Origin of the sequence: Halobacterium jilantaiense (assembly GCF_900110535.1) — an archaeon.
Taxonomy (GTDB): domain Archaea; phylum Halobacteriota; class Halobacteria; order Halobacteriales; family Halobacteriaceae; genus Halobacterium; species Halobacterium jilantaiense.
The window spans coordinates 1,095,072-1,109,809 of the sequence record NZ_FOJA01000001.1; the positions used below are offsets into that span (position 1 = coordinate 1,095,072).

16 protein-coding genes and 1 pseudogene are annotated in these 14,738 nt (G+C 67.8%); 9 read left to right on the forward strand and 8 right to left on the reverse strand.

The window, feature by feature from the left end; translation table 11 throughout:
* Window positions 1–257: 257 nt before the first annotated feature.
* Window positions 258–419: a hypothetical protein gene (locus BMW35_RS15505; RefSeq protein WP_177170779.1), complete on the forward strand. Its 162-nt coding sequence runs from the start codon at window positions 258–260 to the stop codon at window positions 417–419.
* 77 nt (window positions 420–496) lie between these two features.
* On the opposite strand, the gene BMW35_RS05620 is transcribed toward BMW35_RS15505, so the two are convergent.
* Window positions 497–979, reverse strand: coding sequence for a cupin domain-containing protein (locus BMW35_RS05620; protein ID WP_089668399.1), 483 nt, complete (start codon window positions 977–979; stop codon window positions 497–499).
* Window positions 980–1,312: 333 nt separating this feature from the next.
* On the opposite strand from BMW35_RS05620, the gene BMW35_RS05625 reads away from it, so the two are divergent.
* From BMW35_RS05625 to BMW35_RS05635, 3 genes are read left to right on the forward strand one after another with little or no spacing between them, the layout of a single operon-like run.
* Window positions 1,313–3,238 carry a beta-CASP ribonuclease aCPSF1 gene (locus BMW35_RS05625; protein ID WP_089668400.1) on the forward strand — a complete coding sequence of 642 codons (1,926 nt, stop codon included), beginning with the start codon at window positions 1,313–1,315 and terminating at the stop codon, window positions 3,236–3,238.
* Between the two features lie 52 nt (window positions 3,239–3,290).
* Window positions 3,291–3,749 carry a DUF7332 family protein gene (locus tag BMW35_RS05630; protein ID WP_177170780.1) on the forward strand — a complete coding sequence of 153 codons (459 nt, stop codon included), beginning with the start codon at window positions 3,291–3,293 and terminating at the stop codon, window positions 3,747–3,749.
* A gap of 54 nt (window positions 3,750–3,803) precedes the next feature.
* Window positions 3,804–4,172, forward strand: coding sequence for a DUF7522 family protein (locus tag BMW35_RS05635; protein ID WP_245708140.1), 369 nt, complete (start codon window positions 3,804–3,806; stop codon window positions 4,170–4,172).
* A 3-nt stretch (window positions 4,173–4,175) separates the two neighbouring features.
* Here BMW35_RS05635 and BMW35_RS05640 read toward each other — a convergent pair whose 3' ends face one another.
* Both BMW35_RS05640 and BMW35_RS05645 read right to left on the reverse strand, forming a co-directional pair.
* Window positions 4,176–4,976 (reverse strand): endonuclease III domain-containing protein, encoded by an 801-nt coding sequence (locus BMW35_RS05640; protein WP_089668402.1) that lies wholly within the window; start codon window positions 4,974–4,976, stop codon window positions 4,176–4,178.
* A gap of 45 nt (window positions 4,977–5,021) precedes the next feature.
* Window positions 5,022–5,435: pseudogene (locus BMW35_RS05645) on the reverse strand (DUF371 domain-containing protein).
* 301 nt (window positions 5,436–5,736) lie between these two features.
* Between BMW35_RS05645 and BMW35_RS05650 the strand changes: the two are divergent.
* The 3 genes from BMW35_RS05650 to BMW35_RS05660 all read left to right on the forward strand — a co-directional run bounded on the left by BMW35_RS05650 (window position 5,737) and on the right by BMW35_RS05660 (window position 8,719).
* The gene (locus BMW35_RS05650; RefSeq protein WP_089668403.1) at window positions 5,737–6,639 is read left to right on the forward strand and encodes a coiled-coil protein; all 903 of its coding nucleotides are present in this window, start codon (window positions 5,737–5,739) and stop codon (window positions 6,637–6,639) included.
* 147 nt (window positions 6,640–6,786) lie between these two features.
* A complete protein-coding gene (locus tag BMW35_RS05655; RefSeq protein WP_089668404.1) occupies window positions 6,787–7,935 on the forward strand; it encodes a DUF373 family protein in 1,149 nt (382 codons plus the stop codon).
* 37 nt (window positions 7,936–7,972) lie between these two features.
* The gene (locus tag BMW35_RS05660; RefSeq protein WP_089668405.1) at window positions 7,973–8,719 is read left to right on the forward strand and encodes a diphthine--ammonia ligase; all 747 of its coding nucleotides are present in this window, start codon (window positions 7,973–7,975) and stop codon (window positions 8,717–8,719) included.
* Between the two features lie 240 nt (window positions 8,720–8,959).
* Here the strand turns inward: BMW35_RS05660 and BMW35_RS05665 are convergent, their stop codons facing one another.
* Window positions 8,960–9,928 carry a nucleotidyltransferase family protein gene (locus tag BMW35_RS05665; RefSeq protein WP_089670361.1) on the reverse strand — a complete coding sequence of 323 codons (969 nt, stop codon included), beginning with the start codon at window positions 9,926–9,928 and terminating at the stop codon, window positions 8,960–8,962.
* A gap of 59 nt (window positions 9,929–9,987) precedes the next feature.
* On the opposite strand from BMW35_RS05665, the gene BMW35_RS05670 reads away from it, so the two are divergent.
* Window positions 9,988–10,278 carry a transcriptional regulator gene (locus BMW35_RS05670; protein WP_089668406.1) on the forward strand — a complete coding sequence of 97 codons (291 nt, stop codon included), beginning with the start codon at window positions 9,988–9,990 and terminating at the stop codon, window positions 10,276–10,278.
* Here BMW35_RS05670 and BMW35_RS05675 read toward each other — a convergent pair.
* Entirely contained in the window at window positions 10,275–10,712 is a 438-nt protein-coding gene (locus BMW35_RS05675; protein ID WP_089668407.1) for a Rieske (2Fe-2S) protein, read from the reverse strand. The two genes, BMW35_RS05670 and BMW35_RS05675, sit on opposite strands and share 4 nt — an antisense overlap.
* Window positions 10,713–11,090: 378 nt before the next feature.
* Between BMW35_RS05675 and BMW35_RS05680 the strand changes: the two genes are divergently transcribed.
* Window positions 11,091–11,810, forward strand: a complete 720-nt coding sequence (locus BMW35_RS05680; protein WP_089670362.1) for a DUF726 domain-containing protein — start codon at window positions 11,091–11,093, stop codon at window positions 11,808–11,810.
* Window positions 11,811–11,839: 29 nt separating this feature from the next.
* On the opposite strand, the gene BMW35_RS05685 is transcribed toward BMW35_RS05680, so the two are convergent.
* Genes BMW35_RS05685 through pabB form a run of 3 tightly spaced genes read right to left on the reverse strand, consistent with a single transcriptional unit; the run spans window position 11,840 to window position 14,729 of the window.
* Window positions 11,840–12,694 (reverse strand): aminotransferase class IV, encoded by an 855-nt coding sequence (locus tag BMW35_RS05685; protein WP_089668408.1) that lies wholly within the window; start codon window positions 12,692–12,694, stop codon window positions 11,840–11,842.
* The gene (locus BMW35_RS05690) at window positions 12,679–13,254 is read right to left on the reverse strand and encodes an anthranilate synthase component II (RefSeq protein ID WP_089668409.1); all 576 of its coding nucleotides are present in this window, start codon (window positions 13,252–13,254) and stop codon (window positions 12,679–12,681) included. Before BMW35_RS05690 ends, BMW35_RS05685 begins: the two co-directional genes overlap by 16 nt.
* The gene (pabB, locus tag BMW35_RS05695) at window positions 13,251–14,729 is read right to left on the reverse strand and encodes an aminodeoxychorismate synthase, component I (protein ID WP_089668410.1); all 1,479 of its coding nucleotides are present in this window, start codon (window positions 14,727–14,729) and stop codon (window positions 13,251–13,253) included. Before pabB ends, BMW35_RS05690 begins: the two co-directional genes overlap by 4 nt.
* Window positions 14,730–14,738: the final 9 nt, after the last annotated feature.

Below are 14,738 nucleotides of genomic sequence, written 5' to 3' on the forward strand. Positions count from 1 at the left end.
GACTATGGGAGACACCAGAGAGGGGCGCGAGAACCAGGCGCAGGACGAACTCGAACGACAGCGCGAGCGGGCCGTCCAGGAGGAACGGACCACCGAGTCAGGAACCACGCCGCCGAGTTCTGCCGCGACAACGGCTACGAGGTCCGCGACGACGGCTGGCTGGGTGCGTGAGGCGTTTTCACACTCTCCTGCAGCGAGTACGGCACTGTTCGAGAACCGCCGGGAAGGTTAAGTAGTGTGGTGACGTGGCTCACAGTATGGGTGACACGAAGCGTGGCCGCGAGCGCACCGGCAAGAAGAAGCGCGAACAACTCCGCGAGCGAGACGTAGAGCGCACCCTCGAGGCCACGGACGAACCGGCGGACGCGCCCGAGTTCCCCGACGACGAAGAGATCGACCTCGACGAGCGACTCAGCTGACGACACCCTCCCCACAAATTCTTTCGACGCGACGCCCTTCAGCAGCGGCTATCCGGAGTGTTGACGCCGACTGACCGTCAGAACATCTCGGTGCCGCACTCCTGGCAGACCAGTTGCATCACGCCGTCCTCGTTCGGCGCTCGGACGTCGTGTGTGGTCTCCTCGCCGCACTCGGCGCAGGGGGCCAGCGACTCCAGGGCGTCCCAGTCGTGGCGCGCGCCCGGCGCACCGACGGCGAGCGCGCGAACGGGCTCGTCGGAGTGGTTGTGGCCGCTCTGGAACTCGCCGGGCGGGAACCGGACGATCTGGCCGGCCTCGACCGTGACTTCCTCCCGGTCTTCGCCGACCTCGAAGGTCGCCGTGCCCTCCTGCACGTAGAAGATTTCCTCCTGGTCGTGGTGTGTGTGGAGGCCGCCGGAGAACTGCTCGCCGGGGTCCAGTTCGTAGTCGACGAGCGCGACGTGTTCAGTGCCGAGCGCGCGCGAGACCGGCCGGCGAGTGCTGTGGACGCCGAGCGGGTTCGGTCGGTTCTCTACGTCTTCGATGGTGACTCGCTCCATGTCGTCACGACCGGCCTCCGCCCGCATAAGTGTGGGCGGCAGTTCCCAGCAGGCCGTCTGTGCGGATGGTCAGAGGCGTGAGCGTGTCGGCTGACACACAGGCTTTGCGAAGGCTTTTATAACCAGCCTGTCTAGCTGGAGGCAAGCGGGTTCTCACGCAGCCATTCCCGCGGCCCGGCCGTCGGCCGGCCGGGAACAGAATTTCCCTACTGACATGACGAAGCTGTGGTCGACGCCACGTTCTCAGGGTTACTCCGACACCGGCACGCGCCGGTCAAGGGCCACCCCTGTCGGTGTCGCTACGGCAGAGGGACCCCGCACTCACCGACCACTATGAGTACTGTAGACCGACAACTCGAGGAGTTACAGGACGAAATCGTCAGCGAAATTCCGCCCGACATCTCGGTCACCGATGTCAAGTACGAGGGGCCAGAGCTCGTCGTCTACACCCGCGACCCGAAGCGCTTCGCACAGGACGGCGACCTGGTGCGCCGGCTCGCCTCCAAGCTCCGGAAACGCATCACGGTGCGACCGGACCCCGACGTGCTCTCGCCGCCCCAGCGCGCCCGCGAGAAGGTGATGGACGTCATCCCCGACGACGCCGGCGTCACGAACCTCGACTTCCACGAGGACACGGGCGAAGTCGTCATCGAGGCCGAGAAGCCCGGGATGGTCATCGGCCGCCACGGCTCCACGCTCCGAGAGATTACGCGGGAAGCCGGCTGGACGCCCGAAGTCGTTCGCACGCCCCCCATCGAGTCCTCCACAGTGTCGAACGTCCGGAACTTCCTCAAGCAGGAACGCGACGAGCGCCGGGACATCCTCGAGAAGGTCGGCCGCCAGATTCACCGCGAGGAGATGCAGGACGACGAGTACGTCCGCATCACCACGCTGGGCTGCTGTCGCGAGGTCGGCCGCGCGAGTTTCATCCTCTCGACGCCCGAGACGCGCATCCTCGTCGACTGCGGCGACAAACCCGGTAGCGACGACGAGGTGCCGTACCTCCAGGTCCAGGAGGCGCTGGCCGGCGGCGCGAACACCATCGACGCCGTCGTCCTCACGCACGCGCACCTCGACCACTCCGCGTTCATCCCGCTGCTGTTCAAGTACGGCTACGACGGCCCGATCTACTGCACGGAGCCGACCCGCGACCTGATGGGGCTGCTCACGCTGGACTACCTCGACGTCGCGGCGAAGGAAGGCCGCACGCCGCCGTACGACTCCGAGATGGTGCGAGAAGCAATCAAGCACTGCATCCCGCTGGAGTACGGCGACGTCACCGACATCGCGCCCGACGTCAAACTCACGTTCCACAACGCCGGCCACATCCTCGGCTCCGCCGTCTCCCACTTCCACATCGGCGACGGCCTCTACAACGTCGCGTTCTCGGGTGACATTCACTACGACGACACCCGGCTGTTCAACGGCGCTGTCAACGACTTCCCGCGCGTGGAGACGCTCGTGATGGAGTCCACGTACGGCGGCCGGAACGACTACCAGACCGACCAGGAGGACTCCGAGCGCAGGCTGAAAGAGATTATCAACGAGACCTACGAGGACGGCGGGAAAGTCCTGATTCCGGCGTTCGCGGTCGGCCGCAGCCAGGAACTCATGCTCGTCCTCGAAGAGGCGATGCGGGAGGGCGACATCCCCGAGATGCCCATCCACCTCGACGGCATGATCTGGGAGGCGACGGCCATCCACACCACGTACCCCGAGTACCTCCGCGACGACCTCCGCGACCGCATCTTCCACAGCGACTCCAACCCCTTCCTCGCGCCCCAGTTCAACCACATCGACGGCGGCGAGGAGGAGCGTCAGGAAGTCGCCGACGACGACCAGTGCATCATCCTCTCGACGTCCGGCATGGTGTCCGGCGGCCCCATCATGTCCTGGCTCGAACACATCGCGCCCGACCCCGACTCCACGATGACGTTCGTCGGCTACCAGGCCCAGGGGACGCTCGGTCGCCGCATCCAGTCCGGCCGCGACGAGATTCCGATGCCGGACTCCCGCGACGGCGGCCGCACCGAACGCCTGAAGATGAACATGGACGTCGAGACCGTGGACGGCTTCTCCGGCCACGCCGACCGCCAGGGCCTCGAGGACTTCGTGCGCACGATGAACCCCCGCCCCGAGAAAGTGCTGTGTGTCCACGGCGACGAGTCCTCCACGCAGGACCTCTCCTCTGCGCTCTACCACGAGTTCAACATGCGGACGTTCGCGCCGAAGAACCTCGAGACGTTCCGCTTCATCTGAGCCCGCCCCCACTGCCGACAGACCTATTGTCGCAGTCTCGTAACTACAACTCGTGCCCCGTCAGTCGCGCTGCGTGGCCGTCGCGCTCGTCGTCCTCGTCGCGTTCGTCGGCGGCGGCGCTGCCCAGACCGCGCCCGGGCCGTCCATCGACACCGACGGCGGCCACCGCTTCGACATCGGCGGCGACAGCCCCCACATCACGTTCTGGCTCCACCTCGACCTCCTCACGAATCTCGGTGCCGCCGGCGACCTCGGGTTCAGCGCGGTCGGCACCGCGATGGACACACGCGTCATTGTCATCGACATTCAGGTGAACTTCCGGGGCGTCGGACCGCTCGAAAACTTCCTCTCGAACCCGTTCTCGCGGTTCTCCGCCACCGCGGAGTGGGAGCTCAATCTCCCGTTCCTGTCGGCCGGACCGGCCGCCGACGAGGACTTCACGTACCGGGACAACGAGACCATCGGCGGGAACCGCTCCGGGAACGGCTCGACCGGGAACACGACGGTCTGAGCCGACAAACAGCGCCAGCAGAGTTATATCTCGCGAGCGACTGAATACGGTGGAATGGTCGATGTCTCGGACAGTGTCACGGCCGACCTGCGCGCGGAGGCCGGCGACGCGCTCCGGGTCGTTGCGACGTACGACCCGGACGGCTACGACCTCGTGTACTGCCGGGACGACGTGACCGAACGGACGGCGGACCGCGCGCCGGCCATCCACGACGACCTCGTGCTGCAGGGTGTCGGCCGCGAACACCTGGAGTCGCTGTTCGAGGCCGGTGACCTGCACTGTTCGGTCCACCGCTTCGACGACCTGACGGCGTTCCACTTCCTCGCCAGCGAGTACACGGGCCTGTTTGTCTCCGTCGACAACGACGCGGACGTGCGGCTGGCGTCGTTCGCCGACGCCTGCCGCGAGCACGTCGACAAGTAGCTGTCAGTCGGCATCCGCGGGGTCGACGACCGTCTCCGCGAGTTCGTCGACGCCCACTCTGTCACAGTGGTCGTACAGCGGGCAGGCCTCCGGACCGTCGAGGCACGCTGGCGTCCTGGCCGTGCAGTAGTCTCGACCGAACTGTATCATCGCCGTGTGCCCGAAGCCGCACGCCTCCGCCGGCACGGACGCCTCCAGAGCGGCCCGGACGCCCTCGTGGTCGGCGTCGGGCGAGGCCAACCCCATCCGCCGGGCGATGCGGTGGACGTGCGTGTCGACGGGGAAGACGCCAGGGTTGCCGCCCGCGAACAGCAGCACGCAGTCGGCGGTCTTCGGGCCGACGCCCTTCATGTCCAGCAGCGCGTCGCGGACCTCGTCGGGGTCGCCGTCGCGGACGAACTCGTCGAAGCCGTCCGCGCCGTCGTACTCCTCACAGATGCGGCCAGCGAGGCGAATCAGCGTCTCGGACTTCTGGTTGTAGAGGCCGGCCGAGGAGATGGTCTCCGCGAGTTCGTCCCGGTGGGCGTCCCGCAGCGCCGCCGCGAGGTCGCCACCGGAATCGTACCGCTCTACGAGCGCGTCGTGGGCGGGCTGGCTGGCGACATCGCTCGTGTTCTGGCTGAGGACAGTGCGGACCAGACACTCGAAGGCGTCCCGGCCGCCGTAGGTCTTCTCCCAGTAGATGTCGCCGAGTTCAGCCACCACTGCGCCGGCGGTCGTGTCGGCGCTGGACGCTTCGACGGCATCGAACTCCCCGCCACCGGCATCACCGCCGGAGATGTTCACCGAGGGCTCGTCGTCCATGCTCACTGGTGGGGGCGCGGCGATGAAAAGCGTGGCTCCGAACGGCTACTCGACGCGGAGCGTGGCAGTGAGGTCTGCACCGTCGGCGAGCGCAGCGACGAGGTCGCGGTCCACGTCGGCCGCGGCCGTGTCGGCGTCGACGAGAATCGTGCGGTCGTCGACGTACGTGCTGGTGCGGGCGACCATGCTGCGGTCGTTCTCGAATTCGAGCTCGGGGTGGCCGGAGCCAGTCACTTCCTCTCGGTGGCCGCCGGATCAGAAAAAAAAAAAGATGGTGGCGTCGGCGTCTCGGCAGGCCTCGACGAACCCGTCGGCGAAGTCGGCGGGGGCGCTGTCGGCCTCGATGCCGAGGATGCAGTCGCCGGCGGGCGTCAGGTAGTCGTCGGTCGTGAGTTCGAGCGTGCTCTGGTGCTCGCCGGCGACGTGCTCGTGGCCGTGTGCGCGGACGGTCTCTTCCATGCGTCACCGGACCGGCCGGACGTACTTGTGGACCTCGCTCGACGCCCCCGGTTTAAGTACGAGGAGGACCCGACTGTGAGGTCTTCGCACGGTCGTGAGAGGCCCTACCAACTGATTGCGGCGGTGTGACACACGCAAATTTTAAGTGGTGCGGCGGAGTACTATCTGTCACCTGAACGCTGCGAGCGTTCGTGTACAGCCCGAGAGAATGACAGGACGTTCTCCCCACGACCGGGACGGACTAACTCTCGAGCGACGGCTGTGGCGAGCGCGCCAGCGGAATGGCATCGAGGTTTGAACAATGGCTGAGGAAGAAACAACCATCGAGGTATCGACCGCCGACGAACTCATTACTGACGACGAACTCCAGAACAAGTCCAAGGGTCAGCTCATCAAGAACGCCGGCCAGTTCCGCGACCGGCGTAACGAGCTGAACCAGCTCGCGAGCTCCCGAGCCTCCGAGCGAGACGACCTGAACGCGAAGACGCGAGAGAAGGTCGACGAGGCACAGGAGCACCGCGAGAAGCGAGACGAGCTCAACGAGCGCGTCCAGGACCACAAGGAAGTCCGCAACGAGCTGAACGCGGACGCCAACGAGCTGTTCGACGAGGTCGAGCAGCGCAAACAGGACCTGGAGCTCGACGAGGGCAAGGACCTCGAGCAGCTCAAAGAGGAGATCGAGGAGCTCGAGTTCAAGCAGCAGACCGAAGTCCTCTCGACCGAGGACGAGCGCGAGCTCATCGAGAAGATCGAGGCCAAGCGCGAGGAGTACCAGGAACGCGAGGAGAAGCTCGACCAGTCCGGGAACCTCGACGAGGTCGTCGAGGAGGCCGAGTCCGTTCGCGCGGAAGCCTCCAAGCACCACGAGAAGGTCACCGAGCTCGCCGACGAGGCTCAGGAACACCACAACCAGATGATCGAGGCCTACCGGGAGGCCGACGACATCCGCGACGAGGCCGACGAGATGCACGAGGCATTCGTCGAGGCCCAGGAGGCCGCTGACGCCCACCACGAGGCGTTCGTCCTCGTCCAGAAGCGCCTGCGCGAGCTGGACAAGCAGGAGGAAGAAGAGGAGAAAGACCAGCGCCAGGCCGAGCAGGAAGAAGCCCGCGAAGAGGCCGAGGAGATCTACGAGCGGTTCAAGGAGGGCGAGACCCTCGACACCGAGGACCTCCGCAAGCTCCAGAAGTCCGGTCACCTCTAAGCGGCGACTGCGACACCGGTATCCCCTACGCCGGCTCTCCGGCCGGCACTCTCCCGTTTTCCACGTCCGACAGCCACGGCTGTCGGTCCGCGACGCGGTGGGGACCCCGCGAGCTTTTTGTGGCGGCGGCGTGACCGTCGAAGCGAGATGCGTACGCTGGTGGTGTGCGTCGACCGGACGGGTGACATCTCCCGGAAGACCGGGCTGCGGACGCCAGTCGCTGGCTGGGAGGCCGTGCAGTCGCTCGTCACGGACATGGGGGTGGCGGACCCAGAGGACTCCGGCGTGAACTGTCTGCTGGAGGCGCTGCGCGTGACCCGAGACCTCCGGGACGGCGACGACGACGCCGTGGTCGCGGCCGTCTCCGCGGAGGGCGACGGCGTGAGCGCCGACCGCTCCATCGCCGCCCAGTTCGACGACCTCGTGGAGCGCTACGACGCTGACTCCTGCGTGCTGGTCGTGGACAGCGCCGAGGACGAGCGCGTCGTCCCCATCGTGGAGAGCCGCATCCAGGTGGACGCCGTCGACCGCGTCGTCGTCCGGCAGGCCCGCGACCTGGAATCGACGTACTACCTCCTGAAGCAGTTCCTCGGCGACGAGGAGATGCGGCAGACGGTGCTGGTCCCCATCGGCATCGTCCTGCTCGTGTTCCCCGCCCTGATGATGGTGACTGGGAGCCTCGCCGTCGCCGCTGCCAGCATCACGACGGTCATCGGACTGTTCCTCCTGTACAAGGGACTGGGCGTCGACGACTACGTCGCCGCGCTCCCGGGGCAGGCCAAGAACGCGCTGTACTCCGGCCGCGTGTCCATCGTCACGTACGTGGTCGCCGTCGGGCTCGCGCTCGTCGGCGTGTTCGCGGGTGCCCTCGAACTCTCGAACCAGCCCGCGAACACGCCGGAGCTGCTGTCGGCGATGACGTTCACGTACTACAGCATCCCGTGGGTCGCGCTGGGCGCGCTCGCCGCGAGCGCCGGCCGGCTGTTCGACGAGTTCATCCGCCGAGAAGAGGTCCGAACCTCCTTCCTGAACCTCCCGTTCGGCGTGCTCGCGGTGGCACTCGTCGTCCGTGGGTTCTCGGCGTACTTCGTCGAGCGCGCGGGCCGCGTGCCGCCGCTGGAGGTGCCGGCCGCGGAGGTCGGTGCCATCTCCGTCGAGGGGTTCGCGCTCACGCCCGAGCAGCGGCTCGCGGCGTTCGTCGTGCTCGGCGTGTTCGTGAGCGTGGTCGGCATCCGGGTGGCGACGCACTTCTCCGGCGTGGAACTGGAGGACGTCGAGCAGCCGGCCGAGCCGTAATAGCGGGACCTTTCACCGTGGACGACGACGCCCGGGTATGAGCGACGGCGACGGACCCGGTGCCGACGACGGACAGTGGGTGAGCCTGTTCTCCGGCGGGAAGGACTCCTCGTGGGCGCTCTATCAGGCCCTCGAAGCGGGCCTGAACGTCGCCCGCCTCCTGACGGTCCACCCGGAGGGCGACTCCTACATGTACCACGTGCCCGCCACGCGGCTCGCCGAACTCGCCGCGGAGAGCGTCGGCGTCCCGCTCGTGGAGGTCGAGCCCGACGACTTCGAGGCCGAATCCGCGACCGACGCGGGCGCGCAGGGCGACAGCGAACTCGAACCGATGGAGACCGCCCTCGCCGACCTCGCCGACGACCTCGACGGCGGGCTGGCGGGCGTCACCGCGGGTGCGGTCGAGAGCGAGTTCCAGACGCACCGCATCCAGGGGATGTGCGACCGCCTCGGCTGCGAGCTGTTCGCGCCGCTCTGGCAGGAAGACCCCCGGGAGCTGGCGGACGCGATGCTGGACGCGGGGTTCGAGATTCGCATCATTCAGGTCGCGGCCTACGGCCTCGACGAGTCCTGGCTCGGACGCACGCTCGACGCGGACGCGCTCGCCGAACTGGAGGAACTGCACGACGAGTACGGGGTCCACATTCTGGGGGAAGGCGGCGAGTTCGAGACGCTCGTGACTGACGGCCCGCACATGAGCCGCCCAATCGAACTCGACTACGAGACGGTCTGGGAGGGCGACCGCGGCCACGTCGAGATTACGGACGCCTGGCTCGGCGAGTAGGGTGCCAAACACCCAGTAGCTCCCGGTTGACTGTCTTCCGGGCTAGCATCCGCGAGCGAGCGGTTCGGAGAACCCGAGCGAAGCGGTTCACTCCGCGAACGACCAGCAGGAGAGAGCGGAGGCCGACGACTGACTAACGCGAGCGCAGCGAGAGGCAGGACGGAGGAGTGCTTTTTCCGCAATTTTTGCCGAGGGGGCGGCGAACGCTGCGCGCTCTTTCCGTGACAGCGCAAAAAGTCCCTAGCCGCCGTTCTCGATGGTGGTGTGCGCGCCGACGAGCGCGCCAGAGAAGTCGATGGACTCGAGGACGGTGTCCTCGTCGATGATTGAGTCCCGGATGTCGCAGTCTCTGAGTGTCGCGTCGGAGAAGATGACGGAGTTCTCGACGTTGGAGTTCGTAATCTCCGCGCCCGGGAGGACGTGGACGTTCTCGCCGATAGTCGAGTTCTCGACCGTGGCGTCGTCGGCGACGATGCGCTCGCCGTCGAGTGTCCACGCGACGGCGTCGAGATAGGACTCCGGCGTGCCGATGTCGAACCACGCGCCCTCGAACGTGTACGCGTGGACTGACTGGCGGTCCTGGAGCCACTGCACGAACCACCCGGGCTCGTCGGGATTGCCGTCCTCCGAGAGATAGGTGTCGATGTCGTGGACGACCTCCCGGGGGTAGGCGTAGCACGCGATGGAGACGAGCGTGCTGTTCGGGTCGTCGGGCTTCTCCTGGAAGTCGATGACTTCGTCGCCGTCCAGTTCGACGAGCCCGTAGGACTTCGCGCGCTCGTAGCTCCCGACGTCGTAGGCGGCGATGGCGGGGGCGTCCTTCTCGGCGAAGAAGTCGACGAACTCCGAGACGTCGAAGGAGATGAGGTTGTCCCCGGCGATGACGACGAGATCGTCGTCGACGTCCTCGCGCTCGACGAGCTGGGCGAGCGCGCCCATGACGCCGAACTTCTCGTCTTCGTCGGTGGTGTCTTCGACTGAGAGCGTCGGCTTCTCGAACTGGGAGTCGTCGAGGTGCTCGCGGAATTCGCCTGCGAACCGCTCGTTCGTGGAGACGTAGACCTCCTCGACGCGGTTGTCGGCTTCGAGGTCCTCGAAGATGCGGTCGATGACAGTGGTGTCACCGACGGGGAGGAACATCTTCGGCCGGTGTTTGGTAATCGGCCAGAGACGGGTGGCGTATCCGCCGGCAAGCACGACGGCTTTCATACCATCGAGGTCCACGTCTTTGGGTAAGTCCTTTTTCATCCGAAAACACAGGACGCGGTATGGACGACCAGACCACCCGGGAGCGGATTCAGGACGCCCTCCGCGAGAAGCCACGCACCCCGAGCGCCGTCGCCGAGGAGTTCGAGGTGGCCCGCGGCACCGCGCTCACGCACGTCCGGCACATCTCGGAGAGCCTGGACGGCACCGACGAGGAGTTACTGGTGCGGCCGCCGGCCTGCCGCGACTGCGGGTTCGACGGCTTCGACGACCCCGTGAACGTTCCGTCGCGGTGTCCGGAGTGCAGAAGCGAGAGCATCGAGGAGCCGGCGTTCGTCGTGGAGTCCCCCTAGAAGCCGACGCGCGACCCGGGCGACGTGGAGAGGTCCGCGGGGTCGGTTTCCGCGCCCTGCTGGACGAACGCGTAGTCGGAGTCGGTGAGGTAGACCGCGCCGTCCCGCGTCTCGACCTGAATCGGGTCGAGTTCCGCGCCCTCGCAGGGGCCGTGCGTGCAGACGCCCGAGTCCGGCTCGAACGTCGCGGCGTGTTTGCGGCAGACGAGCTCGCCGTTCCGGACGGCACCGTCACCGGAGTCGAGCGTGACGTCCGTCCAGTGCATGCAGTAGTTCAGCCAGCCCGCGATGGTGTCGTCCGAGAGTTCGACCAGAATGGCCTCTCGCTCGTCCCCGCCCACTTCCCGCACCGTGAACAGGAAGCTGTCGTCGGCCGGCACCTCGTCGACGCCTGCGATTCGCTCCCCCTCGCCGTCATCGTCGTCGTCTCCCATCGCCGCCAGCTACCGACTCGCGGCGCTTGAACGCACCGGAAGCGGGAGCCGACTGGTGAGCGTCGAGTCAGCAGACAGCGGGGCTGTGCGTCGGCGGTGTGTCGACGGCTGTCGCCGGCACCGCGTCAGGTACTTGCTAATTCGGACCAATATCCAGACATCACCTCGAATACGCCTGCGGACGACTCGAACGAATCGGACTCTCAGGGACCACCAGATTCGACCGAGGCGGACGACGACTCCGGCGGCCTCGTCACTCGGCGGCGAGTCCTCCTCGGCGTCGCGGGCGGTATCGGCCTGCTCGGAGGCGGCGGATTCTACGTCGCACGGTCGCTGACCGGCGACTTCGGCGGGTACGACGCACCGGAGACGCAGCCGATGGTGACGACGCGGGGGCGGCTCGACGCGGCAGACCCGACGGAGCGCGTAGGGGCGTGGGACTTCGACGACGCCGACGAGGTCGTGCTGTTCGTTCACGGTCTCGGCACGGACGCCGAGTCCGCCCGCGACCACGCATACACCGTCCGACGGGGGCTCGCGGCGGCTGGACCGGGTTCGGAGTCCGATATCCCCCCGGTCGTCGGGTACTCGTGGGCGTCAGACACCGACTGGGGACCGGCGACGCAGACCGCAGACGCGAACGCCGCGCCGCTCGCCGACTGGCTGGCAGCGTGGGCCGAATCTGACGGGCGACCGATTCACCTGTTCGCTCACTCGCTCGGTGCCCGCCTGACAGGAGAGACCCTCAAACTGCTCGCTGACCGCGGGCGAACGGACCTCCTCGCCTCGGTGTCGCTGTTCGGCGGCGCGGTTCCGAACGACAGCGTCGGGACCGACGGGCAGTACGGGCCGGCTGTCGAGGCCGTCGACGCGCCTGTGTACAACTTCCACAACCGGAACGACCGCGTCCTGGGCTGGGTGTATCGCGTGTCGAACCGAACCCGGGCAGTCGGTCACGGCGGGCTCGCGGGGTCTGCGGACGCGCCCGCTGGCTACACCGACATCGACGTCACCGACCTGGTGACGGACCACTACTCGTACCTTCAGCCGGAGCAAGGGTGTCTGCCGCGGGCCGTCGGCCGAATCGGCCTCTACTGACAGTCCGACGACAACAGTACAGGACGGACTCAGTAGTGCCGACGTTCGACTTCTCGCGCGTATTCGTGAGCGAGCGCAGCTCCGACTTTGCACGTGCTGTAGCTGGTGTCGTCGACGCGAGCGATGGGGCGGACCTCCCACGTGGTGTTGGTGAGGAACGCCTCGTCGGCGGCGTAGAGGTCCCCAAGGTCGTAGCGGCCGGTCTCGACCGGGATGCCGAGGTCGGCGGCGAGCTCGGTGACGGCCCAGCGGGTGACGCCGGGGAGGACATCGAGATCCGTGCTCGGCGTGTAGAGGGTGCCGTCGTCGACGAAGAAGAGATTGCTTGAGGCACCCTCCGTGACGTGACCGTCGTCGTCGACGAAGAGCGCTTCGTCGGCGTCCTCGGCGTCGATGCGGCCGAGAACGCCGGGGAGGTAGTTGTGGGTCTTGGCGTTGCTGGGGATGGTCGCGTCGGGCGTGGGCCTGACCGTCGTGGTCTGGACGTCCGCGGGCGCGTTCCAGACGCGTTCGCCGTCGACGCCACCCTTTGGCAAGGGGTCGACCACGACGACGACCGTGGGGTCTGCGTTCTCCCTGGGTGCGAGGCGGCCGTCCTGGACGCCGCGAGTGATGGAGAGGCGGACGTAGGCTTCCGTGAGGTCGTTGGCGGCGAGCGTCTCGTGGACGCGGCCGCGGAGGGCCCCGCTGTCGAAGTCGTGGTCGATGCCGAGGGCGTCGCAGGTGGCTTCGAGTCTGCGGTGGTGGGCGACCCAGGCGAAGGTCTGTCCGCCGTACGCGCGCAGCGTCTCGAACGCGGCGTCACCGTACTGGAAGCCGCGGTCTCGGACACTGACGGTGGCGTCCTCGGCGTCGACGAGGTCGCCGTCTACGTGGTAGCGCATGTATCGAGGAAGTTTGAGACGAGTTGGTTGCCGGCAGGTGTGAGAATGCTCTCGGGGTGGAACTGGACGCCGACGTGGGGCGTCTGGCGGTGCCGGACGGCCATCAGAACGCCGTCCTCGGTCCACGCGGCGGGTTCGAGGCAGTCGGGGAGCGAGCGCTCGGCGACCGACAGCGAATGGTACCGCCCGGTCTCGAAGCGCTCGGGCAGTCCCGCGAAGACGCCGCGGTCGTCGTGGGTGACCATCGAGGGTTTGCCGTGGACGACGCTCGGTGCGTGTTCGACGGTGGCTCCGTTGGCGGCACAGAGCGCCTGGTGGCCGAGGCAGACGCCGAGCGTCGGGACATCGAGGTCGCGGAACACGGGCACCGAGACGCCCGCGTCGTCCGGTGTTCCGGGGCCGGGCGAGACGACGATTGCGTCCGGGTCGAGGTCGCGGACGCCGTCGACGTCGACGGCGTCGTTCCGCCGGACGACCACGTCGTCGGCGAGCGCGCCGACGTACTGCACGAGGTTGTACGCGAACGAGTCGTAGTTGTCGACGACGAGCACGCGTGTCACGGCTCCACCTCCGCGTCGACAGCGAGGTCGTCGGGGTCGTCGGCGAGCGCGTCGTCGATGGCGTCGACGAGCGCGCGGGCCTTGTCCAGCGTCTCGTCGTACTCGCTGCCGGGGTCGGAGTCGTGGACGACACCGGCCCCGACCCGGAGGTGGTACTCGTCGGCGTGCCGGACGAGCGTCCGGATGACGATGTTGAGCGTGGCGTCGCCGTCGAAGCCGACGGCCGCGAGGCTCCCCGTGTAGGGGCCGCGGCGCGTGGCTTCGGCGTCGTCGACGAGCGCCATGGTGCGAGGCTTGGGAGCCCCAGTGATAGTTCCACCGGGGAAGACCGCGGAGATAGCGTCAGCGAGCGTACAGGAGCCGCGGAGCCGTCCCCGGACTTCACTGACGAGGTGCATCACCTCGCTGTATCGGTCCACGCGCCGGTAGTCGGCGACCTCGACGCTCCCGTACTCGCTGACCTTCCCGAGGTCGTTGCGTTCGAGGTCGACGAGCATCGCGTGCTCCGCTCGCTCCTTCTCGTCGGCGAGCAGTTCGTCCTCCAGCGCCGCGTCCGCCTCGGGCGTGTCGCCGCGCGGTCGCGTCCCCGCAATCGGTTCGGTCACGAGGTCGCGACCGCGGCGTTCGAGCAGGAGTTCCGGGCTGGCGGACACGAGGTCGACGCCGGGGAACTCCAGGAGCCCGGAGTATGGCGCGGGGTTGGCCTCACGGAGCGCGGCGAACGCCTTCACCGGGTGGACACTCGCCGGTGCGACCAGTCGGTGGCTGACGTTCGCCTGAAACGTCTCGCCCTCGAGGATAGCGTCCTGAATCCGGCGGACGCGGCCCTCGAAGTCGTCGCGGCCGGTCGCGCTCTCGAAGGGGGCCGGCGCGTCGGCGGGCGCGGGGCCCACGTCGGGGTCACCGCTCTGAATGCGGTCGGCGAGTGCGAGGACGCGTTCGCTGGCGTCCTCGAAGAGGGAGTCCGGGTCGGTGTCGCCGTCCAGCGGCACCGCCGAGACGAGTCGGAGGTCGTTGCCGGGCTCGAACGGCTCGCGCCACGCCGCAATCGTCGGATAGACGCCGAACTGGAGGCGCGGCAGTCCGCGGTCGTCGGTCGTCGAATCGGGGAGCGTTTCGAGTTCGCGGGCGACGTCGTAGGACAGCCACCCGAACAGCCCGCCGGGGTGAGGGACCTCGCAGCCCGCGCGAACGAGCGGACCCTCGACCTCGGCCTGGAGCGCGTCGAGTGCGCCGGATTCACCCGCGTCGACGCGCAGCACGGACTCCGGAGCGACGCCGAAGTAGCCCCAGCCGTCGCTGCCGCCCGTCGTCTCGAAGTGGAACGCGGGCTCCTCGCCGCGCGCCCGGCGGTAGGCGTCGAACGGGTCGTCGACTGCCAGCCGCGCCTCGACGACGCCGCGAGCGGCCGCCGGAGCGTCCGCTACCGCCGCGCGGAACGCCGCGCAGTCGGTGACGACCGACGCCTCACGCATCCGTCGGCG